The following is a 21,327-nucleotide window of genomic DNA, read 5'->3' as shown; positions in this document are numbered from 1 at the left end:
CCCCGCCCCGGCGGGGCGGGGGGGGGGCCCCCCCCCGACGCGGTGGTGGTGGGCTACACGGTGCAGGCGTTTCGCGAACGGCTCGGATCGGGCACCCGCGACCTCATCGAGCACCGGCCCCTGTCACCCGAAGAAGACTCCGAAGTAGATAGCGACGATTAGGCGGGCACCAGGCTGAGCATCACGTCCGGACCGATCGGTTCGATCCCGTCGAAACGCCATCGTTGGGCGTGGGCGATGGACAGCACACCGACGTCGTCGACCGCGGTTACCGGGCCGCCCAACAGGATCGGCGCCACATAGGCCAGGATGCGGTCGATCACCCCCGCCCGAAGCAACGCACCCGCCAGCGTCGGCCCGCCCTCCACCAGCACGTCAGTGCGGTCCGACAACGCCTTGAGCACCTCGTTGGGATCTCGGGTGCGGATCACCATCGTGTGTGAATCGTCGTTCAGAACCTTTGCATCAGAAGGTATCTCGCGTTCGCCGACGACGACCCGCAACGGTTGGCGCTCGGCGAGCGAACCGTCGTGCCGTCGCGCGGTCAGCGCGGGGTCGTCGACGAACACCGTACCGGTGCCGACCACGATCGCATCGGCCACCGCGCGCCTGCGGTGCACGTCGGCGCGCGCGGCTTCGCTGGTGATCCACTGGCTGCTGCCGTCGGCCGCCGCACTTCGGCCGTCGACGCTGGTGGCGAACTTCCATGTCACATGCGGAGATCCGGTGCGCTGTTTGTGCAGCCACTCCCGTAGCGGGCCGCCCGCGACGTCTGTCGCCAGCACACCGGCGAGCATCTCGATACCCGCCTCACCCAGCCGCGCCGCACCCCCTGCGGCCACCGGGTTCGGATCGGTCACCGCGTAGGCGACCCGTGAAACTCCCGCCGCGACAAGGGTATCCACACACGGCGGGGTCCTGCCGTGGTGGTTGCACGGTTCCAGCGTCACCACCGCGGTGCCGCCGACGGCGCGCTCCCCCGCCCTGCGCAGCGCGACCACCTCGGCGTGCGGACCGCCCGGCGGTTCGGTGGCACCGACGCCTGCCACCTCGTCGTCGCGATCCAGGATGACCGCGCCCACCGGCGGGTTCGGATACGTCCTGCCCTTGACCTCGTTGGCCTTGTCGACGGCCAGCCGCATCGCGGCCTCGAGGTTCATCGAAGGTGCGTGGACGCCGCAGCGGCCTGGCGGCGCAACGACTCCACCGCGGCGGCGGGATCCTCCGCGCTGTACACCGCCGAACCGGCAACGAAACAGTCCACCCCGGCCGCCGCCGCCTGCTCGATGGTGTCGGCGTTGATGCCGCCGTCGATCTCGACCAGGATGGTCAGCTCGCCGGCGTCGACCAGGCGGCGCACGACACCCACCTTGGGAAGCACCTCGGGGATGAACTTCTGCCCGCCGAAGCCCGGTTCCACCGACATGATCAGCATCGTGTCGAACTCGCGAAGGATCTCCAGGTAGGGCTCGATCGGGGTGCCCGGTTTGACGGCCAGGCCGGCCTTGGCGCCCGCGGCGCGGATGTCACGGGCGACGGCGACGGGTTTGTCGGTCGCCTCGGCGTGGAAGGTGACGTTGTGGGCGCCGGCCTCGGCGTACGGCGGCGCCCAGCGCTTCGGGTCCTCGATCATCAGATGGCAGTCCATCGGGATGTCGGTGGTGGGCAGCAGCGCCTCGACCACCGGAAGGCCGATGGTCAGGTTCGGCACGAAGTGGTTGTCCATCACGTCGACGTGCAACCAGTCGGCGCCCTTCACGGCGGCGGCCTCCTCGGCCAGCCTGGCGAAGTCGGCTGCCAGAATCGACGGCGCGATCAGGGGCTTCGACATGTTCGTCACCTTATCTGGAGCGCGGCGGCGAACATCGCGTCGGTGCCGTGCCGGTGCGGCCACAGCTGCACGTACGGTCCGTCACCCAGCTGATCGACGGGCGCGAAGAGCGGCCGGGTGTCCCGTGCGCTCACCGGGTGGCGGCGCAGCGCGTCGGCGACGATGCCGACCGTCTCGGCCAGGTGCGGTGAGCACGTCGCGTACAGCACCACCCCGCCCGGCCGGGTCAGCGAGATCGCGGCGGCCAGCAGTTCGCGCTGCAGCTTGGCCAGTTGCGGCACATCGTCGGGTTGGCGGCGCCACCGCGCTTCCGGCCTGCGCCGCAATGCGCCCAGCCCGGTGCACGGCGCGTCCACCAGCACCCGGTCGAAGCCGGGTTCCAGACCGCTATCGCGCCCGTCGACGCGCAGCACGTCGACGGCCAGCCCCCGGGTGTTCTGCTCGACGAGCTCAGCGCGCCGCGAGTTGGGTTCCACGGCGGTCACCTGCGCCGTGCCCTGCTCAGCGGCCAGGGCGGCCAGCAGCGCGGTCTTTCCGCCAGGCCCGGCGCACAGGTCCAGCCACCGGCCGGTATCGGGTCCGTCGAGTTCGGCCAGCGTCAGCGCACGGGCCACCAGCTGGCTGCCTTCGTCCTGCACCAGCGCCGCGCCGGCGCGTACGGGCTCCAGCCGGCCGGGATCACCCCCGGCCAGATACACCGTGTGCGGTGAATACCGCCCGACGGTGCCGTCGACCTGCGCGGCCAGTTCCTCGGCGGTCAGCGCGCCGGGGCGCGCCGCCAGGTGCACGGCGGGCCGCGCCTCATTGCTGGCCAGAAGCGCTTCGAGCTGGCCGGCCTCGGCGCCGAGCGCGTCGGCGAACGCCTGCGCGATCCACCTGGGGTGGGCGTGCACGAACGCCGCGTGACCGATCGGATCGGCGGCCTTGTCGGGCGCCAGCTGCTGCACCCAGGCGCTCTCGTCGCGCCCGGCGATGGTGCGTAGCACACCGTTGACGAAACCCGCACGGGCCGAGTCGAATTCGATACCGGCCTGTTCGACGGTGGTGGACACGGCGGCGTGTTGTTCGACGCGGGTGCGCAGCAGCTGGTAGGCGCCCAGCCGCAGCAGATCGAGCAGCACGGGATCGATACGGTCGGTGTGGCGTCCGGCGGCGTGGCTGATGATCGCGTCCAGCAGCCCGCGGGTTCGGGACGTGCCGTAGGCCAGCTCGGTGGCGAATGCCGCGTCGCGGCGGCTGATTCCGCGTTCGCGCAGCAGTGCGGGCAGCGCGAGGTTGGCGTAGGCGTCTTTCTCCGATACCGCGCGCAGCACGTCGAAGGCCGCGCGGCGGGCTGGGTCGAGCGGTCGACGGCGCGCGGGGCGGGGGCGGCGGGGTCTGGTCATGTCGCCTGCGCGGTGTCGTCGAGCCGGGCGCCGCGGGCCCAGTCGGCGGCGTTCATCGGCTTCTTGCCGGGCGGTTGGATGACGCCGAGCCGCACCGGCTGCGACGCGGTGCCGACCCGCACGCTTTTGCGGTCAGTTTGAATTGTGCCGGGCGGCAACGGTTCTGCGTCGCCGTCGACAGTCACCGGCCCGAGCTTGATCCGCAGGTCGCCGATCTTCGTCCAGGCGCCGGGGTTGGGGGTGACGGCGCGGATGCGTCGTTCCACCACGTGGGCGGGCAGGTCCCACCGCACGCGGGCCTGCTCGACGGTGATCTTCGGGGCGACGCTGACCCCGTCGGACGGCTGCGGGACCGGGGTCAACGTACCGTCGGCGATGCCGTCCAGCGTCGTCTCCAACAGCGCAGCGCCCGAAACTGCCAGCCGCTCAAGCAGATCCCCCGCCGTGTCGGTCGGCTGGATGGTCTCGGTGACCACGCCGTAGACGGGGCCGGAGTCCAGAGCGGGTTCGATCAGAAAGGTCGTCGCACCGGTCACGGTGTCGCCGGCGGCGATCGCGGCCTGCACGGGCGCGGCGCCGCGCCAGGCCGGCAGCAGCGAGAAGTGCAGGTTGACCCAGCCGTGTCGGGGCACGGCCAGCAGTTGCTCGCTCAGCAGCGCGCCGTAGGCCACCACCGCGCAGCAGTCCGGGCCCAACTCGGTCAGTTCGGCGATGAACTCATCGGAGTTGGGCCGGGCCGGCCGTAGCACCGGAATGTCGTGTTCGAGCGCGATGCGGGCCACCGGCGAAGGTGATGGTTTGGCCCGCCGGCCCGCGGCGGCGTCGGGGCGGGTCAGCACCGCGACGACGTCGTGGCGTGGCGATTCGAGAAGCCGGCGCAGCGACGGCAGGGCGGGTTCCGGGGTGCCGGCGAAGACGATGCGCACCGAGCCAGTCTAGTGAGACGACGGCGGCGCTCACCGTGGCGTCTGGTAGAACTCGCGTTCGGACACCCCGACCAACGGCGCGACGAACATCCACGGAATCGTGGTGATCAGCTGGTTCACCGTGGCGACCGCGTCGTTGTAGTACTGGCGGGCGAACGCCAACTTGTCCTCGGTGTCGGCGAGGCTGTTCTGCAGCTGCAGGAAGTTCTGCGACGAGTTGAGCTGCGGATAGTTCTGGCCGAGCGCCAGCAACGGCACCAACGCGCTGTCGAGTTCCTTCTCGGCCGCGCTGCGCTGCGCGACCGACTTACCCGTCGTCGCCGACGCCAGCGCGGCGCGGGCGTCGGTGACGTGGTCGAGGATGGCTTTCTCGTGCGCGGCGAATGTCTGCACGGTGTGCACCAGGCTGGGGATCAGCGAGGCCCGGCGCATCAACTCCACGTCGATTCCCGAGAGCGCCTCGGCGACCCGGATGTCGGCGGCGCGAATCCTGTTGTAGCCCAACACAAAGCTGACCAGCGCCGCCACCGCGAGCACCAGCAAAACGATCAGCAGCAACCTCACCATGATCCGCCTCCACCTCCTCCTCCACCGCCACCGCCACCGCCGCCTCCGCCGCCACCGGAGGACGACGAAGACGACTGCGAGGCGGTGTAGGCACTGATCGACGACGACAACGCCGATTCGAAACTGTCGAAGTTCGCCCCGCCGGAACCGCTGGTGAAACCCAACCCGCTCGACGCCGGCGCGTGATACCAGTCCGGTTGGGGGGCAGGCTGACCCATCACCGCCTCGTACTTCTCGGCCCACAGCGCCGCAGCACCCGCGGCCACCGCGAACGGAATGTAGGCGGTGTAGAGGTCCTTGCGCGCTGCGAAGTCGAACCGGCTCTCGGCGGAGTCGGTGGCCAGCATGCGGTGAAATCCGCCTGCGCGCGACCACAGTTCGCGGCCCGCAGCGGTGCGGCGGGTGCCGACACCGGGCAACCAGGCCGGCGTCGTCAACAGGAAGAACACCGCGAACGGCAACGCCCACAGCGTGTTGGTGATGCCGAACCACCGAAAGAAGCACAGCAGCATCACCACGAACGCGGCGGCGTTGGCCGCCCGCAGCCACCACTCGGAGCGCTTCTTGACGAGCAGCTTCTCGTCGAGCGCCCAATTTCGCGCTGCCGCGGCCAGCTCGGTTTTAGCCTTGCTCAACCGCTCGCCCGACTTGACGGTCCGCTTGGCGTCGAACTCCTTACCGGGTCCCAGCACCTTGAGCGCCGCACCGACCGTGACGCCGACGGGATCGACGTCGGCCCAGGCCCCCTCGTCGGCGATCCCGCGGATCTTCCAGTGTTTATCGCTGATCTGCTGCAGCGCGATCAGCCGGCGTTCGGCGAGGTGGAACAGCGTGGCGGTGAGCGCGTTGGCGGGCACGTCCTCGGTGCGGATGTATTCGGTCTGGACCGGGCCGAGGCCGTCCGGAGGGCTGTACTGCAACGGAAATCCGGGCGGGGTCTCCAGGATTCGGCCGTACCACCACATGGCGAGCAGCGCCGCGGCGACGGTGAGCCCGCCGACCCAGACCAGCCCCGCGACGGACTGGCCCAACACTCCGTCCCATGCCTGCGGCCACGGCAGCTCGTGGCGGGGCGGGGCCGGAAGGTCGAGGCTGGCCCGCACCGTGACCGGGGTGCGCGGCGGCAGGTTGACCGCCGACAGTTGTACGGTGCCCGCGGATGCGCTGGCACCGCGGCAGGGTGATCCGACGCCGTGGCCGACCGCACACTGCACGCGGCCGACCTCGCCGGGCAGCGTGATTGAGATGTCGGCGCGCTGGATCCGGTTGTTCCACGACGGGGCGATCACATTCCAGAAGAACACCGACTCCGCGGTTTCGGCCGAACCGACCGACGTCGCGAACCGCCTGTCGGCGCCGATGTCGGCCGGGTCGAGCACCCCGTCGATGGTGTAGCGGATCTCGAAGAGGTGGGTGCCCGGGCTCAGGTACACGTAGGGGTCGCCGATCTTGGCGACGCGGAAGCGCGTGCCGTTCTCCCACAGCATCTCGTACTTGGCCGGCTCGCCGTCTAGCAGTATCGAGGTGATCTGCGGTCGCTGCCGGATGCCGGGAACGTTGGGGTTGGCGACATCCCAGTACCGGAACAGGCCGTGGCGCCCGGCGGGGAACTCGGCGGTGATGGTCTCAACCGCGTCGAGGCGGCCGTCGGCGGCGACGGTGAAGTCGGCGCGGAACTCGCTGAACACCACCGGGTCCGCGGCGTCGGAAGCCTGCTCCGACCACGAATCGAAGAGTCGCGGCCACAGCAGGCCAAACGTGATGAGTCCCAACAGGATGAGCACCAGGAGTAGCCGCCGCATACCCACCTCCGGTTCCGTGTGCGCATTACCCTATGTGCAACGGGTCCATTTGCACACGAACCGGGTGCTGATCGTGGCGGGCGCTGAGCAGGCCGATGGCCCGGCGCAGGGCGGTCGCCAGTGCCAGGCCGCCGCCGCGGGGCACCCGCACCAGCATCCGGCTCACGGCGCTCCCCGGCGGCACACTCGGCGGCCGTCGCGCCCCGACTGGCAGGTCGACAGGCCCCAAAACCTCTGCGGCGTCGGGCATTTCCACGGCGTCGAGCAGCGCGCGCACCGATTCGGGCACACCGTCGACGGCGGCCATGTGCATCGCCGGGGGCAGCCCGACCTCGGTTCGGGCGTCGAGTTCTTCCTCGGCGTGGCCAACCGGATCCCACCGGATCAGCGCCTGCACAGTGGGAATCGCCGAGTCGGCGACCACCGCCACCACACCCCCGTCGGCGCGGCTGCGCACCAGAGCGGCAGCGGCCATCCAGCGTCGCAGGGTGTCCTCGGCCGCGCGCAGGTCCTGGCGGCCGAGCAGGGCCCAGCTGTCCAGCAGCAGCGCCGCACCGTACCCGTCGGCGGCCTTCGGCTCGGCGCCGGGCGTCGCGACCACGAGAGCAGGCGCGGCGGCGACGCTGGACACCATCGTGTCACCGCCGGAGGTGATGACCGTCGTACCGGCGAACGCCCGGCCGAGTTCCTCGGCGGTGCGGCGGGCGCCGACGACCACCGCCCGGACGGCGTCGGATCCGCAGCGCGCGCAGCGCAGCGCGGTGTCGACGCGGCCACACCACCGGCACACCGCCCCGGCGGTGTCGCGGTCCGGCAGCGACAGCGGTCCGGTGCAGTGCCTGCACCGCGCCACGACGCGGCAGCGGTTGCAGGCCAGCGCGGGCACGTATCCGCGTCGCGGTACCTGCACCAGCACCGGTGTGCCCTGTTGCAGTGCGGTGCGCGCAGCCTGCAGCGCCATCGACGGCAGCCGTGCGGTGCGGGCGGCGGGATCGCGTTCCTGCGCGTAGCCGCTGTCCTCGACGGCGACGACGCGCGCCGCGGTGGTCCGCACCGCGGTGCGTGGTGCCACCAGGTCGTGCGCCCAGCCGCTGCGCACCAGCGCCTGGGCTTCGGCCGTCCGGGCATAGCCGCCGATCAGCGCCGCGCAGCGCAGTTGGTGCGCGCGCAGCATCGCGACCTCGCGGGCGTGCGGGTAGGGCGCGCGAGGCTCGGCGAGGGTGTCGTCGCCGTCGTCCCACACCACCGCCAGACCGAGGTCGGCGACGGGTGCGAAGACCGCGCTGCGCGTGCCGATCACCACGCGAGCGCTGCCGCGCAGCACCGAAAGCCACCGCCGGTAGCGCTGCGCGGGACCGAGACCCGCCGACAGCGCCACCACCCGGTCCTCGTCGACGTAGGCGACGGCGGCGGCGTGCATCGTGTCGATGTCGCTCTGGTCCGGCACGATCACCAACACCCCGCGCCCGGAGTCGACGGTGGCAGCCGCGATCTCGGCGAGCCGCTCGGCCCAGCGCTCACCGGGCAGCGCCTGCCAGACGGCACGGGCGGCGCGGCCGTCGCCCAGCGCGGCCAGGAACCGCTCCCCGCCGCCGTAGGCCGACCAGGCCGCGGCGTCAACGGGTTTGACGGACAGCGGCGCCGGCTCGGTCTGGGGTTGCTTCTCGACGCGGGCGTGGCGCGGCGGAATGGCCAGGCGCAACACATCGGCGCGGGTACCCGCGTAACGCGCGGCGACCGCGTCGGCGAGCCGGCGCACCTCGGGGGTGAGCACCGGCTCGGCCGACAGCACCCGGTCCAGCCAGCCGAGTTTGCCGACATGGTCGGTGTCCGAACGCCTTTCGAAGATGAAGGCGTCGACCAGCCGACCGGAGAACCGCACCCGTACCCGCACACCGGGCTGGGCGTCGTCAGACTGCTCGGCCGATACCAGGTAGTCGAACTCCCGGTCGAGGTGCGGCACCGACAGCATGGGCAGCACGCGCGCGATCGGCTCGTGCTCGGCCTGCTGTCTGGTGGCCGAACGTTCCTTACCGCTCGACATTTCTCCGCGAATTCGAGTGGCCTCGGCCGAAGAAGAAGCCGGCCGTGATGAGCACCAGCGAGGCCGAGTAGCCCCACCAGATCGGCACCGCCAAGGCTTCGGCGTTCTCCGGGGCCAGCACGAACTTGCTAATCCCGATCATCGCGTCGGACACCGCGAAACACACCGCGCCCAGCGCGGTCCACGGCGTCGGCAGCCGGGCCAGCAGCGCCGCGCACACCATCGCCCCGAGCACCGCGATGTAGAGCACCACCGGCACCGCCATCCCCTCGGCGATCAGCCCGGGCCAGAACCAGATCAGCAGCGCCGCACAGGCGGCGATGGTGACCGTCGCAAACGCCACCCCCGGCGCCGTCCGCTCGACCAGCGGCACGAGCGCACCGAGAAAGCACAGGTGCGCCACCAGGAACGCCGACAGTCCCAGCACGAACGACGGCTCCCACCAAGGCAGCGCCAACAGAAAATCGCCCGCGGCCGAGAACAGCAGGGCACCGATCAGCCAGCGTCGTTCCCGCGCGATCGGATGGCTAGCGGCCGCGGCGGCCAACAGCACCGCGGCCAGCGCCTTGGCCGCCGGTTGCAGGGTGAACTGACCGGTCAGCTCCGCACCGGCGGGCAACCGGATCGCGGTGACGATCAGAAACACCCCGTAGCAGGCGGCGACCACCGCGGCGCTCACCCAGAGCAGCTTGGTGCGCCGGGAAACGTACGGTGTTCCCATGTCCGTTGCTGAAGAGAAGCCGGCCGCCCCCGAGCCGATAGATGCCATGCTGCAGAAGGTACTGGAGGCCGTTCCGTTTCAGTTGACAACCGACGGCGGACCCGAGGCCGCGCGTCGCCGGTTCGCCGACCTGCCGCGCCGCGAAGTCCATCCCGAGCTGCGCACCGAGGACCGCACCATCGACGGGCCCGCCGGCCCGATCCCGATCCGGGTGTACTGGCCGTCCGAGGCCGACGGGGCCGCCGCGCCGGTGGTGGTGTTCCTGCACGGCGGCGGCTGGTCGGTCGGTGACCTCGACACCTACGACGGCACGGCCCGCACGCACGCCGTCGGCGCAGACGCGGTGGTGGTGTCGGTGGACTACCGGCTGGCACCCGAACACCGCTACCCCGCCGCCGTCGAGGATGCCTGGGCGGCAACGCAATGGGTGGGACAGCACGCCGCGGAACTGGGCGCCGATCCTGCTCGGCTCGCCGTCGCCGGTGACTCCGCCGGCGGCAACCTGGCCGCGGCGATGACCCAGCTGGCACGCGATACGGGCGGGCCGGCGATCGCGTTTCAGCTGCTGTGGTATCCGTCCACGACGTTCGACACCACGCTGCCGTCATTCACGGAGAACGCCGAAGCGCCGGTGCTCAACCTGTCCGCGTGCGGCGGCTACACGCGTTGGTACATCGGCGATTTGGATATGTCGGATCCGCCGGCCACGTTGGTGCCCGCCCGCGCCGAGGACCTGTCCGGCCTGCCGCCGGCCTACATCGCCGTCGCCGGCCACGATCCGCTGCGCGACGACGGCGCCCGCTACGCCGAGTTGCTGGCCGCCGCCGGGGTGCCCGTCGAGCTGCACAACGCCGAGACGCTGGTCCACGGCTATCTCGGCTATGCGGGCGTGGTGCCCGCGGCCACCGAGGCAATGGACCGGGGTTTGGCAGCACTGCGAGAAGTGCTACACCGCCGATGACACGCGCTACCGTGGGCTCATGACCGATCCCACGGCACCGCGGCCGGGTATCGACCCGACCATGCAGGCGCTGCTCGACGCGTTTCCGTTCAAGTTCACCGCCGAGGACGGCGTCGAGGTTGCCCGCGAACAGATGCGCCAGATGAAGGCGCCACCAGAGATGTTGCCGGAGATGCGAATCGAAGAACGCACGGTCGGCTACGGCGACATCACCGACATCCCGGTGCGCATCTACTGGCCGCCCGTCGAGCAGCACGACAACCTGCCGGTCGTGGTGTTCTACCACGGCGGCGGCTGGTCAATCGGTGATTTGGACACCCACGATCCGGTGGCGCGCAGCCACGCGGTGGGCGCCGAAGCGATCGTCGTATCGGTGGACTACCGGCTCGCGCCCGAGCATCCGTGGCCGGCCGGCATCGACGATGCCTGGGCCGCGCTGCGCTGGGTCGGCGAGCACGCCGCAGAGCTCGGCGGCCACCCGGCCCGGGTCGCGGTGGCCGGCGACTCGGCGGGCGGCAACATCTCGGCGGTGATGACCCAGCTGGCCCGCGATCAGGGCGGTCCACCGCTGGTCTTTCAGCTGCTGTGGTATCCGTCGACCACCGGCGACACCACGCTGCCGTCGATGATCGAGAACGCCGACGGCCCCATCCTCGACCGCGACGTGGTGGCGGCGTTTCTGCACTGGTATCTGGCCGATATGGACACCAGTGATCCCGCCAAGCTGCCGCCGACGCTGGCTCCGGCCAACACCGCGGACCTGTCGGGGCTACCGCCGGCGTTCATCGGCACCGCCGAGTACGACCCCCTTCGCGACGACGGTGCGCGCTATGCAGAATTGCTCAGTGCGGCAGGGGTACCCGTCGAGCTCCGCAACGAACCGACGTTGGTGCACGGCTACGTCAACTTCGCGTTGCTGGTTCCGGCCGCCGCTGAGGCCACCGACCGCGGGCTGGCGGCGCTGAAGGCCGCGCTGCACCCGCGCCGGGAGCCGTCATGACCGTGCCGGATTACGACACCGTCATCGTCGGCGCGGGGTTTTCCGGCATTGGCGCGGCGATCAAGCTGGACCAGGCCGGGATGGGCAACTACCTGGTGGTCGAGGCCGGCGACGGCCCCGGCGGCACGTGGTACTGGAACACCTATCCCGGTATCGCCGTGGACATTCCGTCGTTCTCCTACCAGTTCTCGTTCGAGAAGAGCGCGGACTGGACACGCAGCTACGCCCCCGGTCACGAACTGCAGGCCTACGCCGAGCACTGCGTGGACAAGTACGGGCTGGCGCCCAAGATCCGGTTCAACACCAAGGTGCTGACCGCCGACTTCGACGACGACGCCGACCTGTGGCATATCCGCACCGACCCCGGCGGCGTCGTCACCGCGCGCTACCTGATCAACGCCTGCGGCGTGCTGATCACCCCGAACCTGCCCGACATCGACGGTGTCGACTCGTTCACCGGTGTCACCATGCACACCGCGCGCTGGGATCACGACCTGGACCTCACCGGTAAACGCGTCGCGGTCATCGGCACCGGCGCCTCAGCGGTTCAGGTGATTCCGGAGATCGCGCCGATCGTGGAGCAGCTCACCGTATTTCAGCGCACCCCGATCTGGTGTTTCCCGAAGTTCGACGTGCCGCTGTCACCGGCGTTGCGGGCGTTGATGCGGCTGCCGGGCGGTCACACTTTGCAGCGGCTGATCAGCCAGGCCTACGTCGAGCTCACGTTCACGCTGCCCGCGCAGTACTTCACGGTCAACCCGATGGCCAAGCGGATGGCGAACATCGGCAAGTACTACCTACGCAAAGAGGTCAACGACCCGCAGGTCCGCGACAGGCTCACCCCGCGCTACGCCGTCGGTTGCAAGCGGCCGGGATTCCACAACACCTACCTGTCGACGTACAACCGCGACAACGTCGAGCTGGTGACCGAACCGATCGACAAGATCACCGGTACCGGGGTGGCGACCGCCGACGGGCAGACCCGCGATATCGACGTGCTCATCCTGGCGACCGGCTTCAAGGTGATGGATCCCGACAGCGTGCCGACCTATGCGGTCACCGGCCCTGGTGGCCGCTCGCTGTCGAGCTACTGGAACGAGCAGCGGCTGCAGGCCTACGAGGGCGTCAGCGCGCCCGGCTTCCCGAACTTCTTCACCGTGTTCGGGCCGTACGGGTACGTCGGAAGCTCTTACTTCGCGCTCATCGAGGCCCAGACGCACCACATCGTGCGGTGCCTGACCCACGCCCGGCGCAACCACGCCACCCGCGTCGAGGTGAAACAGGAAGCCAACGACCGCTACTTCGCCGAGATGATGCGCAAACGGCACCGCCAGATCTTCTGGCAGGACAGCTGCAAGCTCGCCAACAGCTACTACTTCGACGTCAACGGCGACGTGCCGCTACGGCCGGCCACCACGCTGGAGGCGCACTGGCGCAGCCGCCGGTTCCCGATCGACGACTACGCGTTCAGTTCGTGAGCAACTAGACGGCGGCCTTGAGCTCATCGACCTTGTCGAGGCGCTCCCACGGCAGGTCGACGTCCGTGCGGCCGAAGTGCCCGTAGGCGGCGGTCTGCGCGTAGATCGGGCGCAGCAGGTCCAGGTCGCGCACGATCGCGCCGGGCCGCAGGTCGAACACCGAGGTGATGGCCTTCTCGATGCGGCTGGGATCGACGGTCTCGCTGCCGAAGGTCTCGACGAACAACCCGACCGGGGCGGCCTTGCCGATCGCGTAGGCGACCTGCACCTCGACACGTTCGGCCAAGCCCGCGGCGACCACGTTCTTTGCCACCCAGCGCATCGCGTAAGCCGCGGAACGGTCCACCTTGGACGGATCCTTACCGGAGAACGCGCCGCCGCCGTGGCGGGCCCACCCGCCGTAGGTGTCGACGATGATCTTGCGGCCGGTCAGCCCGGCGTCGCCCATCGGCCCGCCGAGTTCGAACTTGCCGGTCGGGTTCACCAGCAGGCGGAAGTCGGAGGTGTCCATCGTGCTGTGGTTGAGGTCGGCCAGCACGGTGTTGACGACCTTCTCGCGGATGTCGGGCGTCAGCGTCGCATCAAGGTCGATACCGGCGGCGTGCTGCGTGGAGAGCACCACGGTGTCGAGGCGCACCGGGGTGACGCCGTCGTAGGCGACGGTGACCTGGGTCTTGCCGTCGGGGCGCAGGTAGTCGAGCACACCGCTCTTGCGGACCTCGGTCAGCCGGCGCGACAGCCGGTGCGCCAGCGCGATCGGCAGCGGCATCAGCTCGGGGGTGTCCTTGATGGCGTAGCCGAACATCAGCCCCTGGTCACCGGCGCCCTGGGAGTCCAGCGGGTCGCCGGCACCCTCGACGCGGGTCTCGTGGGCGGTGTCGACGCCCTGGGCGATATCGGGTGACTGCGCGCCGATGCCGATGTTGACGCCGCAGGTCTCGCCGTCGAAGCCCTTATCCGATGAGTCGTAGCCGATCTCAAGGATCCGTTCGCGCACGGTTTTGGTGATGTCGGCGAACGCTTCCTTGGCCGCGGTCGTCACCTCGCCGACGACGTGCACCTGGCCGGTCGTCACCAGTGTCTCCACCGCGACCCGGGATTTGGGATCGTCCGCCAGCAGCGCGTCGAGCACCGAGTCGCTGATGGCGTCGCAGATCTTGTCCGGATGGCCCTCGGTTACCGATTCACTGGTAAACAGCCGAGCTTGCGTCACGGTGTGATCCTTCCGAAAGTTAGTTGGACGAATTGTATGCCTTGGGGTTTGGCCCGCCTGATGCACCCAAGCGCGTGCGCGGGTTCGGCGCAACCCTTAGCCGCAGCTTGTCGCGCGGCTCGAGCTACCCGGCGCCGCTCCCGAGGAACGAGGCGATCGCATCAACGATACGGCTGGCCATCAGCGTCTTGGAGCCGTGTTCCAGAGCCGACTCCGTGCCGTCGGCCGCGAGCAGCCAGCCGGCGTTGTCTTCCACCTCGAACGCCCGGTTCTCCCCGACGGCGTTGACGACGAGCAGATCGCAGCCCTTGCGCGCGAGTTTGGCCCTGGCGTGGAAGAGCACGTCGCCGTTGGCGTCCCCGGTCTCGGCGGCGAACCCGACGATGGCGCGCATATTCGGCAGCTGCCCGTCGGCGCGGGCGCGCACCGCGCCTGCCAGCACATCGTCGGTGCGGGTCAGCTCGATGACGGGTTCGCCTTCGCTTTCCGGGCCCTTCTTGATCTTGTTGGTGGCCTGGCTGACCGGACGGAAGTCGGCGACGGCGGCCGCCATCACCAGCACGTGTGCGTCGGGCGCATGTTTGGACACCGCGTCTTTGAGCTGGGCGGCCGATCCGATGTGCACGACGTCGACGCCGGCCGGGTCGATCAGCCCCGCGGTGTTCCCGGCGATCAGCGTGACCTCCGCACCGCGCTGGGCCATCACCCGGGCCATCGCGTAGCCCTGCTTGCCGGAGCTGCGGTTGCCGATGAACCGCACCGGATCGATCGGCTCGCGGGTGCCGCCCGCAGTGACCAACGCCTTGACGCCGGCCAGGTCGTAGGGCAGGGCGTCACCGCGGGCCAGCAGCAGGTGGGCGAACGTGGTGATCTCCTCGGCCTCGGGCAGCCGCCCGGCACCGGTGTCGGCGCCGGTGAGCCGGCCCGACGCGGGTTCGAGCACCACCGCGCCCCGGCGCCGCAACGTGGCGACGTTGTCGACGGTCGCGGGGTGGTACCACATCTCGGTGTGCATGGCGGGCGCCAGCAGCACCGGACATCGCGCCGTGAGCAGCGTCGCGGTCAGCAGATCGTCGGCGCGTCCGATGACCGCACGGGCCAGCAGGTCGGCGGTGGCGGGTGCGACGACGACGAGGTCGGCTTGCTGGCCGATGCGGACGTGGGGCACCTCGTGCACGTCGTCCCAGACGCCGGTGTGCACGGGGTTGCCGGACAGCGCTTCGAACGTCGCGGCGCCGACGAACCGAAGCGCGGACTCGGTCGGGACGACGCGGACGTAATGTCCGGCCTCGGTGAGTTGGCGGACCACGGTCGCCGCCTTGTAAGCGGCGATGCCCCCGGCGACGCCGACGATGATCCGCTTGGGCTCCATGCGGGCCGCTCCTGGGTTGCTACTCGCCTTCGGTGTGCTCGAGCAGGTCGGCGTGGATCTCGCGCAGCGCGATCGACAGCGGCTTCTCCTGCAGGCCCGGCTCGACCAGCGGGCCGACGTACTCGAGGATGCCGTCACCGAGCTGGTTGTAGTAGTCGTTGATCTGGCGCGCGCGCTTGGCGGCGTAGATGACCAGGGCGTACTTGCTCGATGCGCGCTCCAGCAACTCGTCGATCGGCGGGTTGGTGATGCCGAGCGGCGTGTCGTAGGCGCCGGCGGCGGACGTGTCGAAGTCGTCCACAGCGGCCAGCTGCGTATCGGCGTGCGGGGTACTCACGTAAAAATTCTCCTGGCGGTTGCCTGTGACTAAAAGGTGGCTATCGGGGACGTCTGCGCCGGGTACGGCGCTGGGTCAATCGTGGGCCACCAGCAAGGATACCAATTCGGCGCAGGCCGATTCCAATTGGCTGTTGACCACGACGGCGTCGAACTCGCCCTGTGCGGCCAGTTCGGCCTTGGCGGTGGCCAGCCGGCGCGCCATCACCTCGGGGGTTTCGGTGCCCCGCCTGGTCAGCCGGCTCTGAAGCGTGGCCCAGTCCGGCGGCGCAACGAACACGGTGAGGGCCTCGGGCATCGCCTGCTTGACGGACCTCGCACCGGCGAGATCCACCTCGATGAGGACGGGATGACCGGCCGCCGTGGCGTCGCGCACGGGCTGCGCCGGGGTGCCGGAGCGGTGCAGGCCACCGTGAATTTCGGCCCACTCCAGCAGGGCCCCGCTGTGGATCAGCTGGGCGAACTGTTCATCAGTGATAAACGCGTAGTCGACACCGTCGACCTCGCCGGGGCGAGGCGCCCTGGTGGTGACCGACACGCTGAAGTACAGGTCGGGAATGCGTTCGCGCAGACAGCGCACGAGCGTCGATTTCCCGACGGCAGAGGGGCCGGACAGCACAACTACCCGACCGGCCCCTCGGCCGGCGCTCAACTTCTGCGTCCGGGAACTACTGGTCGAACTTTTCCAGCAGCGCCTTGCGCTGACGATCGCCCAGGCCGCGCAGCCGGCGGGTGGGGGCGATCTCGAGCTCGGTCATGATCTCCTGCGCCTTGACCTTGCCCACCTTGGGCAGGGCCTCCAGCAGTGCGGAAACCTTCATCTTGCCGAGGACCTCGTCGGTCTCGGCGTCCTTGAGCACCTGCTTGAGGTTGGTGCCACCGCGCTTGAGCCGATCCTTGAGTTCGGCCCGGATTCGACGTGCGGCGGCAGCCTTCTCCAACGCGGCCGCGCGCTGTTCGTCGGTCAACTGGGGAAGGGCCACGGGGTTCCTCCGTCTCATCACCATCAATTGTTTTAAATCGGCTGCTCGGACAAGTCCACAACAGCCAGCGACGACGACCGTACCCACGCATCCTGACGAATGCGAACCCCACCCCCCGGTTACGAGGCCAAAAGCCCAGCGTGTAAGGCAGTGGCACGCCAGACGCCGGGCCGCGGCGCTGAACGCGGGAACCGGGTAATCGGGCCGCGATCGAGCGGAATTTCCTAGCACTCAAGGGATTTCGCGCGAGCCCGGGACCACGGCCGATGCGACGCCGGTTTTCCGTGTGGTCCGAGGCCCGGCGCGGCGGGGTTTTCGAAAAATTTTCGCTGGTCAGCGCATGTCGGGCGTGTCGAGCAGCGCTGATGCGTCGCTTCTGCGACACCTGGTGCCAATGTTTGCTGTGTTACAGCTGTGACTCTGACCGCTTCGGATGTGTGCTCGATTTTGCGTCAGGGTCGTGCGCGGCGCCTGCCATAGCCCTCAGCGCAAATTGCGAACCGCGTGCTCAGCCGAGGTAGGCCACCGCGTCGCGCATCGCCTGGGCCGCCGCCCGCAGCGTGGCCACATCCGGCCCGGCCCGCAGCACCTCCCGGGATACGGCGGGCAGCAACTGGCCCGGCTTTGCCCCGCCGAGCCCCGCCAGGGTCTCTGGACGTCCACCCTGGGCGCCGACGCCAGGAACGAGCACCGGCCCGCCCAGCGCGCTCACATCGGGCGGCTGCGCCACGGTGGCGCCGACGACGACACCGACGGCGCCCGGTTCGGGTGCGCCGCCGCGGTTGATGGCGGCGGCGGCGTCGACGATCGACTGCGCGACGGTCCGGCCGTCGCCAAGCGCACGCTGGACGGTGTGGCCTTCCGGGTTGGAGGTGGCGGCCAGCACGAACACCCCACGCCCGTGGGCCAGCGCAGTGTCCAACAGCGGCTGCAGCGAGCCGAAGCCCAGATACGGCGAGGCGGTCACCGCGTCGGCCGCAATCGGTGAATCGCCCGCCCACGCCTGCGCATAGGCGGCCATCGTGGATCCGATGTCACCGCGCTTGGCATCGGCGAGCACCAGCACTTCGGCCTCGCGCAGCGCCGCGATGGTGTGCTCGAGCACCGCATAGCCTGCCGCGCCGTAGGTTTCGAAGAACGCCACCTGCGGCTTGACGATCGCGAACCCCTTGAACGCCGTCACGCAGATGTCACAGAACCTCCGCAGCCCGTCGGCGTCGGCCGAAAGCTCCCACGCCCGTAGCAGTTCGGGGTGCGGATCGATGCCCAGGCACAGCGGTCCGCGCGCCGAGACGGCCTCGGCCAGCCGCCGACCGAACCCGCTCACGTGCCCAGCGCGCTGTGCAGTTCCTGCAGGGCCATCACGCCGATCTCACCGCGGATCGCCGCCTCGATGCCCTGCACCGCCGCCGACGCGCCCTGCACCGTCGTCACACACGGAATGTTGTTCGACACCGCCGCCGAGCGGATCTCGTAGCCGTCGACGCGCGGCCCGGAGTTGCCGTACGGGGTGTTGATCACCATGTCGACCTCACCGGCCCGGATCGCGTCGACCGCAGACATCTTCGGTCCGTCGGGAGTTGGCTCCTGAAAGTGCTTGCGCACTTCATCGCACGGAATCCCGTTGCGGCGCAGCATTTCCGCGGTGCCCTCGGTGGCGAGTACCCGAAAGCCCAGGTCGGCGAGCCGCTTGACCGGAAACACCAGCGACCGTTTGTCCCGGTTGGCCACCGAGACGAACACCGTGCCCTCGATCGGCAGTGAGCCATAGGCGGCGGTCTGGCTCTTGGCGAACGCGCTGCCGAAGTCGCGGTCGATGCCCATCACCTCACCAGTGGACTTCATCTCCGGGCCCAGCAGGTTGTCGATCTGCGCACCGTCGGCGCCGCGGAACCGGTTGAACGGCAGCACGGCTTCCTTGACCGCCACCGGGATGTTGCGGGCGTTCGCAGAAAACGAAGCACCGTCACCGGTCTTGGTCAACACACCTTCGGCGCGCAGTTCGGCGATTGTGGCACCCAGCATGATCCGCGCACACGCCTTGGCCAGCGGCACCGCGGTGGCCTTCGACACGAATGGCACCGTACGGCTGGCGCGTGGGTTGGCCTCCAGCACGTAGAGCACGTCATCTTTGAGCGCGTACTGCACGTTGAGCAGGCCGACGACGCCGATTCCGTGCGCGATGGCCTCGGTGGCGCTGCGCACCGCTTCGATGTCGCTGCGGCCCAACGTCACCGGCGGCAGCGCGCACGATGAGTCGCCGGAGTGGATACCGGCCTCCTCGATGTGCTCCATGATGCCGCCGATGTACACCTCGGTGCCGTCGCACAGCGCGTCGACGTCGATCTCGATGGCGTCCTCGAGGAACCGGTCGACGAGCACCGGGTGCTCGGGTGAGAGTTGAGTGGCGCGGGTGATGTAGCCGTGCAGCGTCTCGTCGTCATAGACGATCTCCATACCGCGGCCGCCCAGCACGTAGGACGGGCGGACCAGCACGGGGTATCCGATGTCGGCGGCGATCCGGCGGGCCTGTTCGAAGCTGGTGGCGGTACCGAACTTCGGTGCGGGCAGCCCGGCGTTGGTCAGCACTTCGCCGAACGCGCCGCGGTCCTCGGCCAGGTCGATCGCGCTGGGGCTGGTGCCGACGATCGGCACCCCAGCCTGTTCGAGGCGGTCGGCCAGGCCCAGCGGGGTCTGCCCGCCGAGCTGCACGATGACGCCGACGACACCGGGGCCGCCGCGCCCGGATTGCTGTTCAGCGTAATAGATCTCGAGGACGTCTTCGAACGTAAGCGGTTCGAAGTAGAGCCGGTCGGCGGTGTCGTAGTCGGTGGACACGGTTTCGGGGTTGCAGTTGACCATCACGGTCTCGAAGCCGGCCTGGCTCAGTGTGGTGGCGGCGTGCACGCAGCTGTAGTCGAACTCGATGCCCTGACCGATGCGGTTGGGACCCGAGCCCAGGATGAGCACCTTGGGCCGCTCGGTCTGCGGGGCCACCTCGGTCTCGGCGGCGGGATCGAGTTCGTAGCTGCTGTAGTGGTACGGGGTTTTGGCTTCGAACTCGGCCGCGCAGGTGTCGACCGTCTTGTAGACGGGGTGGATGCCGAGTCGTTCCCGCAGCGCCCGCACCCCGACCTCACCGGCCAGTTCGGGTCGCAGCGCGGCGATCTGGCGGTCCGACAGGCCGTGGTACTTCCCGCGCCGCAGCAGATCGGTGTCCAGCACGGGGGCCTCGACGATCTCCGCGCGCAGCGTCACCAGCCCGGCGATCTGTTCGACGAACCAGGGGTCGACACCGGAAGCCTCGGCCACCTGCTCGACGGTGGCGCCGAGGCGCAGCGCATACTCGATGTCGTAGAGTCGGCCGTCGGTGGGTGTCTTGAGGTTCTGCAGCAGTTCGTCGACGGTGAGGTCGGGGTCCGGCGCGGTCCAGAAGCCCGCCCTGGTGGTCTCAAGCGAGCGCATCACCTTGCCCAGCGACTCGATGAAGTTGCGGCCCAACGACATTGCCTCGCCGACGGATTTCATCGTGGTGGTCAGCGTGTCGTCGGCGCCGGGGAACTTCTCGAACGCGAACCGCGGGGCCTTGACGACCACATAGTCCAGCGTCGGCTCGAAGCAGGCCGGGGTCTCCTTGGTGATGTCGTTGACGATCTCGTCGAGCGTGTAGCCGATGGCCAGCTTGGCGGCGATCTTGGCGATCGGAAACCCGGTGGCCTTCGAGGCCAGCGCGCTCGAGCGCGACACCCGGGGGTTCATCTCGATGACGATGAGCCGGCCGTCGGCCGGGTTGACGGCGAACTGGATGTTGCAGCCGCCGGTGTCGACGCCGACCTCACGCAGGATCGCGATGCCCAGATCGCGCATCGTCTGGTACTCGCGGTCGGTGAGCGTCATCGCGGGCGCGACGGTGACCGAGTCGCCGGTGTGCACGCCCATCGGGTCGACGTTCTCGATCGAGCAGACCACGACCACGTTGTCGTTGCCGTCGCGCATCAGCTCGAGCTCGTATTCCTTCCACCCGAAGATCGATTCCTCGATCAGCACGTTGGCGCTGGGCGAGGAGGCCAGGCCGTGACCGGCCATCCGGTCCACGTCCTCGGCGGAGTAGGCCATCCCCGAGCCGAGCCCGCCCATCGTGAACGAGGGCCGAACCACGACCGGCAGCCCCAGGTCGGCCACCGTCTCCCTGACCTCGTCCATCGTGAAACACACACGCGAGCGGGCGGATTCACCACCGACCTTGGCGACGATGTCCTTGAACCGCTGCCGGTCCTCACCGCGCTGGATCGCCTCGAAGTCGGCGCCGATCAGCTCGACGCCGTAGCGCTCCAGCACCCCGTTCTCGTAGAGCGCGACGGCGGTGTTGAGCGCGGTCTGCCCGCCGAGCGTGGCCAGCAACGCGTCGATCTTGTTGCCGCGTTCGGCCTGCTGGGCGATGACGCGTTCGACGAACGACGGCGTGATCGGTTCGACGTAGGTCTGATCGGCGAACTCCGGGTCGGTCATGATGGTCGCCGGGTTCGAGTTGACCAGGCTGACCTGCAGGCCCTCGGCCTTGAGCACCCGGCAGGCCTGGGTACCGGAGTAGTCGAACTCGCAGGCCTGCCCGATCACGATCGGCCCGGACCCGATGACCAGCACGTGGTTGAGGTCGGTGCGCTTAGGCATGGGCTACCTCCTGCGCGAGCGCGCATCTAGGTACGCA

At 69.5% G+C, this 21,327-nt stretch carries 18 protein-coding genes and 1 pseudogene; 4 read left to right on the top strand and 15 right to left on the bottom strand.

Annotated features, from left to right (window positions below):
* Positions 1–162: pseudogene (locus ABQE44_RS17735) on the top strand (hypothetical protein); the annotation flags it as partial.
* Here ABQE44_RS17735 and ribD read toward each other — a convergent pair.
* The 8 genes from ribD to ABQE44_RS17695 are packed head-to-tail and all read right to left on the bottom strand — an operon-like array spanning position 159 to position 9,276.
* Positions 159–1,160, bottom strand: coding sequence for a bifunctional diaminohydroxyphosphoribosylaminopyrimidine deaminase/5-amino-6-(5-phosphoribosylamino)uracil reductase RibD (ribD, locus tag ABQE44_RS17730; RefSeq protein ID WP_448431119.1), 1,002 nt, complete (start codon positions 1,158–1,160; stop codon positions 159–161). The pseudogene ABQE44_RS17735 and the gene ribD overlap by 4 nt on opposite strands.
* Complete coding sequence (gene rpe, locus ABQE44_RS17725; protein WP_448431117.1) at positions 1,157–1,831, bottom strand: ribulose-phosphate 3-epimerase; 675 nt, start codon at positions 1,829–1,831, stop codon at positions 1,157–1,159. Before rpe ends, ribD begins: the two co-directional genes overlap by 4 nt.
* A 5-nt stretch (positions 1,832–1,836) precedes the next feature.
* On the bottom strand, positions 1,837–3,216 hold the full coding sequence (locus ABQE44_RS17720) for an RsmB/NOP family class I SAM-dependent RNA methyltransferase (RefSeq protein ID WP_448431115.1): 1,380 nt from the start codon (positions 3,214–3,216) through the stop codon (positions 1,837–1,839).
* On the bottom strand, positions 3,213–4,142 hold the full coding sequence (gene fmt, locus ABQE44_RS17715) for a methionyl-tRNA formyltransferase (RefSeq protein WP_448431113.1): 930 nt from the start codon (positions 4,140–4,142) through the stop codon (positions 3,213–3,215). Before fmt ends, ABQE44_RS17720 begins: the two co-directional genes overlap by 4 nt.
* 30 nt (positions 4,143–4,172) lie before the next feature.
* Positions 4,173–4,709, bottom strand: a complete 537-nt coding sequence (locus ABQE44_RS17710; RefSeq protein WP_448431111.1) for a LemA family protein — start codon at positions 4,707–4,709, stop codon at positions 4,173–4,175.
* The gene (locus ABQE44_RS17705) at positions 4,703–6,511 is read right to left on the bottom strand and encodes a DUF2207 domain-containing protein (protein WP_448431109.1); all 1,809 of its coding nucleotides are present in this window, start codon (positions 6,509–6,511) and stop codon (positions 4,703–4,705) included. Before ABQE44_RS17705 ends, ABQE44_RS17710 begins: the two co-directional genes overlap by 7 nt.
* 25 nt (positions 6,512–6,536) lie before the next feature.
* Positions 6,537–8,555 (bottom strand): primosomal protein N', encoded by a 2,019-nt coding sequence (locus ABQE44_RS17700; protein WP_448431107.1) that lies wholly within the window; start codon positions 8,553–8,555, stop codon positions 6,537–6,539.
* Positions 8,542–9,276, bottom strand: coding sequence for a lysoplasmalogenase (locus ABQE44_RS17695; protein WP_448431105.1), 735 nt, complete (start codon positions 9,274–9,276; stop codon positions 8,542–8,544). Before ABQE44_RS17695 ends, ABQE44_RS17700 begins: the two co-directional genes overlap by 14 nt.
* On the opposite strand from ABQE44_RS17695, the gene ABQE44_RS17690 reads away from it, so the two are divergent.
* From ABQE44_RS17690 to ABQE44_RS17680, 3 genes are read left to right on the top strand one after another with little or no spacing between them, the layout of a single operon-like run.
* Positions 9,275–10,237 (top strand): alpha/beta hydrolase, encoded by a 963-nt coding sequence (locus tag ABQE44_RS17690; protein WP_448431103.1) that lies wholly within the window; start codon positions 9,275–9,277, stop codon positions 10,235–10,237. The two genes, ABQE44_RS17695 and ABQE44_RS17690, sit on opposite strands and share 2 nt — an antisense overlap.
* Positions 10,238–10,256: 19 nt before the next feature.
* Positions 10,257–11,237, top strand: coding sequence for an alpha/beta hydrolase (locus ABQE44_RS17685; protein WP_448431101.1), 981 nt, complete (start codon positions 10,257–10,259; stop codon positions 11,235–11,237).
* Positions 11,234–12,715 carry a flavin-containing monooxygenase gene (locus ABQE44_RS17680; protein ID WP_448431099.1) on the top strand — a complete coding sequence of 494 codons (1,482 nt, stop codon included), beginning with the start codon at positions 11,234–11,236 and terminating at the stop codon, positions 12,713–12,715. Before ABQE44_RS17685 ends, ABQE44_RS17680 begins: the two co-directional genes overlap by 4 nt.
* Before the next feature lie 4 nt (positions 12,716–12,719).
* Here ABQE44_RS17680 and metK read toward each other — a convergent pair whose 3' ends face one another.
* The 7 genes from metK to carB form a co-directional block, all read right to left on the bottom strand.
* Positions 12,720–13,928, bottom strand: coding sequence for a methionine adenosyltransferase (gene metK / locus ABQE44_RS17675; protein ID WP_448431097.1), 1,209 nt, complete (start codon positions 13,926–13,928; stop codon positions 12,720–12,722).
* 124 nt (positions 13,929–14,052) lie between these two features.
* Positions 14,053–15,300 carry a bifunctional phosphopantothenoylcysteine decarboxylase/phosphopantothenate--cysteine ligase CoaBC gene (gene coaBC / locus ABQE44_RS17670; protein WP_448431095.1) on the bottom strand — a complete coding sequence of 416 codons (1,248 nt, stop codon included), beginning with the start codon at positions 15,298–15,300 and terminating at the stop codon, positions 14,053–14,055.
* Between the two features lie 19 nt (positions 15,301–15,319).
* A complete protein-coding gene (gene rpoZ / locus ABQE44_RS17665; RefSeq protein ID WP_448431093.1) occupies positions 15,320–15,637 on the bottom strand; it encodes a DNA-directed RNA polymerase subunit omega in 318 nt (105 codons plus the stop codon).
* A gap of 75 nt (positions 15,638–15,712) precedes the next feature.
* The gene (gene gmk, locus ABQE44_RS17660; RefSeq protein ID WP_448431091.1) at positions 15,713–16,288 is read right to left on the bottom strand and encodes a guanylate kinase; all 576 of its coding nucleotides are present in this window, start codon (positions 16,286–16,288) and stop codon (positions 15,713–15,715) included.
* 16 nt (positions 16,289–16,304) lie between these two features.
* Positions 16,305–16,619 carry an integration host factor, actinobacterial type gene (mihF, locus tag ABQE44_RS17655; RefSeq protein WP_006244838.1) on the bottom strand — a complete coding sequence of 105 codons (315 nt, stop codon included), beginning with the start codon at positions 16,617–16,619 and terminating at the stop codon, positions 16,305–16,307.
* A gap of 508 nt (positions 16,620–17,127) precedes the next feature.
* The gene (pyrF, locus tag ABQE44_RS17650; RefSeq protein WP_448391305.1) at positions 17,128–17,946 is read right to left on the bottom strand and encodes an orotidine-5'-phosphate decarboxylase; all 819 of its coding nucleotides are present in this window, start codon (positions 17,944–17,946) and stop codon (positions 17,128–17,130) included.
* Positions 17,943–21,290 carry a carbamoyl-phosphate synthase large subunit gene (gene carB, locus ABQE44_RS17645; protein ID WP_448431089.1) on the bottom strand — a complete coding sequence of 1,116 codons (3,348 nt, stop codon included), beginning with the start codon at positions 21,288–21,290 and terminating at the stop codon, positions 17,943–17,945. The genes pyrF and carB overlap by 4 nt, the downstream gene beginning before the upstream one ends.
* Positions 21,291–21,327 lie beyond the last annotated feature (37 nt).

The organism is Mycolicibacterium sp. XJ2546 (genome assembly GCF_053483195.1).
Note: the sequence above shows the minus strand (reverse complement) of the source record. Positions and strands in the feature narration are given on the sequence as shown.

Bases quoted from the DNA above. Each gene is read 5' to 3' on its own strand.
- ribD (WP_448431119.1), bottom strand. From the start codon at position 1,160: ATGAACCTCGAGGCCGCGATGCGGCTGGCCGTCGACAAGGCCAACGAG.
- rpe (WP_448431117.1), bottom strand. From the start codon at position 1,831: ATGTCGAAGCCCCTGATCGCGCCGTCGATTCTGGCAGCCGACTTCGCC.
- ABQE44_RS17720 (WP_448431115.1), bottom strand. From the start codon at position 3,216: ATGACCAGACCCCGCCGCCCCCGCCCCGCGCGCCGTCGACCGCTCGAC.
- ABQE44_RS17710 (WP_448431111.1), bottom strand. From the start codon at position 4,709: ATGGTGAGGTTGCTGCTGATCGTTTTGCTGGTGCTCGCGGTGGCGGCG.
- ABQE44_RS17705 (WP_448431109.1), bottom strand. From the start codon at position 6,511: ATGCGGCGGCTACTCCTGGTGCTCATCCTGTTGGGACTCATCACGTTT.
- ABQE44_RS17700 (WP_448431107.1), bottom strand. From the start codon at position 8,555: ATGTCGAGCGGTAAGGAACGTTCGGCCACCAGACAGCAGGCCGAGCAC.
- ABQE44_RS17690 (WP_448431103.1), top strand. From the start codon at position 9,275: ATGTCCGTTGCTGAAGAGAAGCCGGCCGCCCCCGAGCCGATAGATGCC.
- ABQE44_RS17695 (WP_448431105.1), bottom strand. From the start codon at position 9,276: ATGGGAACACCGTACGTTTCCCGGCGCACCAAGCTGCTCTGGGTGAGC.
- ABQE44_RS17685 (WP_448431101.1), top strand. From the start codon at position 10,257: ATGACCGATCCCACGGCACCGCGGCCGGGTATCGACCCGACCATGCAG.
- ABQE44_RS17680 (WP_448431099.1), top strand. From the start codon at position 11,234: ATGACCGTGCCGGATTACGACACCGTCATCGTCGGCGCGGGGTTTTCC.
- coaBC (WP_448431095.1), bottom strand. From the start codon at position 15,300: ATGGAGCCCAAGCGGATCATCGTCGGCGTCGCCGGGGGCATCGCCGCT.
- carB (WP_448431089.1), bottom strand. From the start codon at position 21,290: ATGCCTAAGCGCACCGACCTCAACCACGTGCTGGTCATCGGGTCCGGG.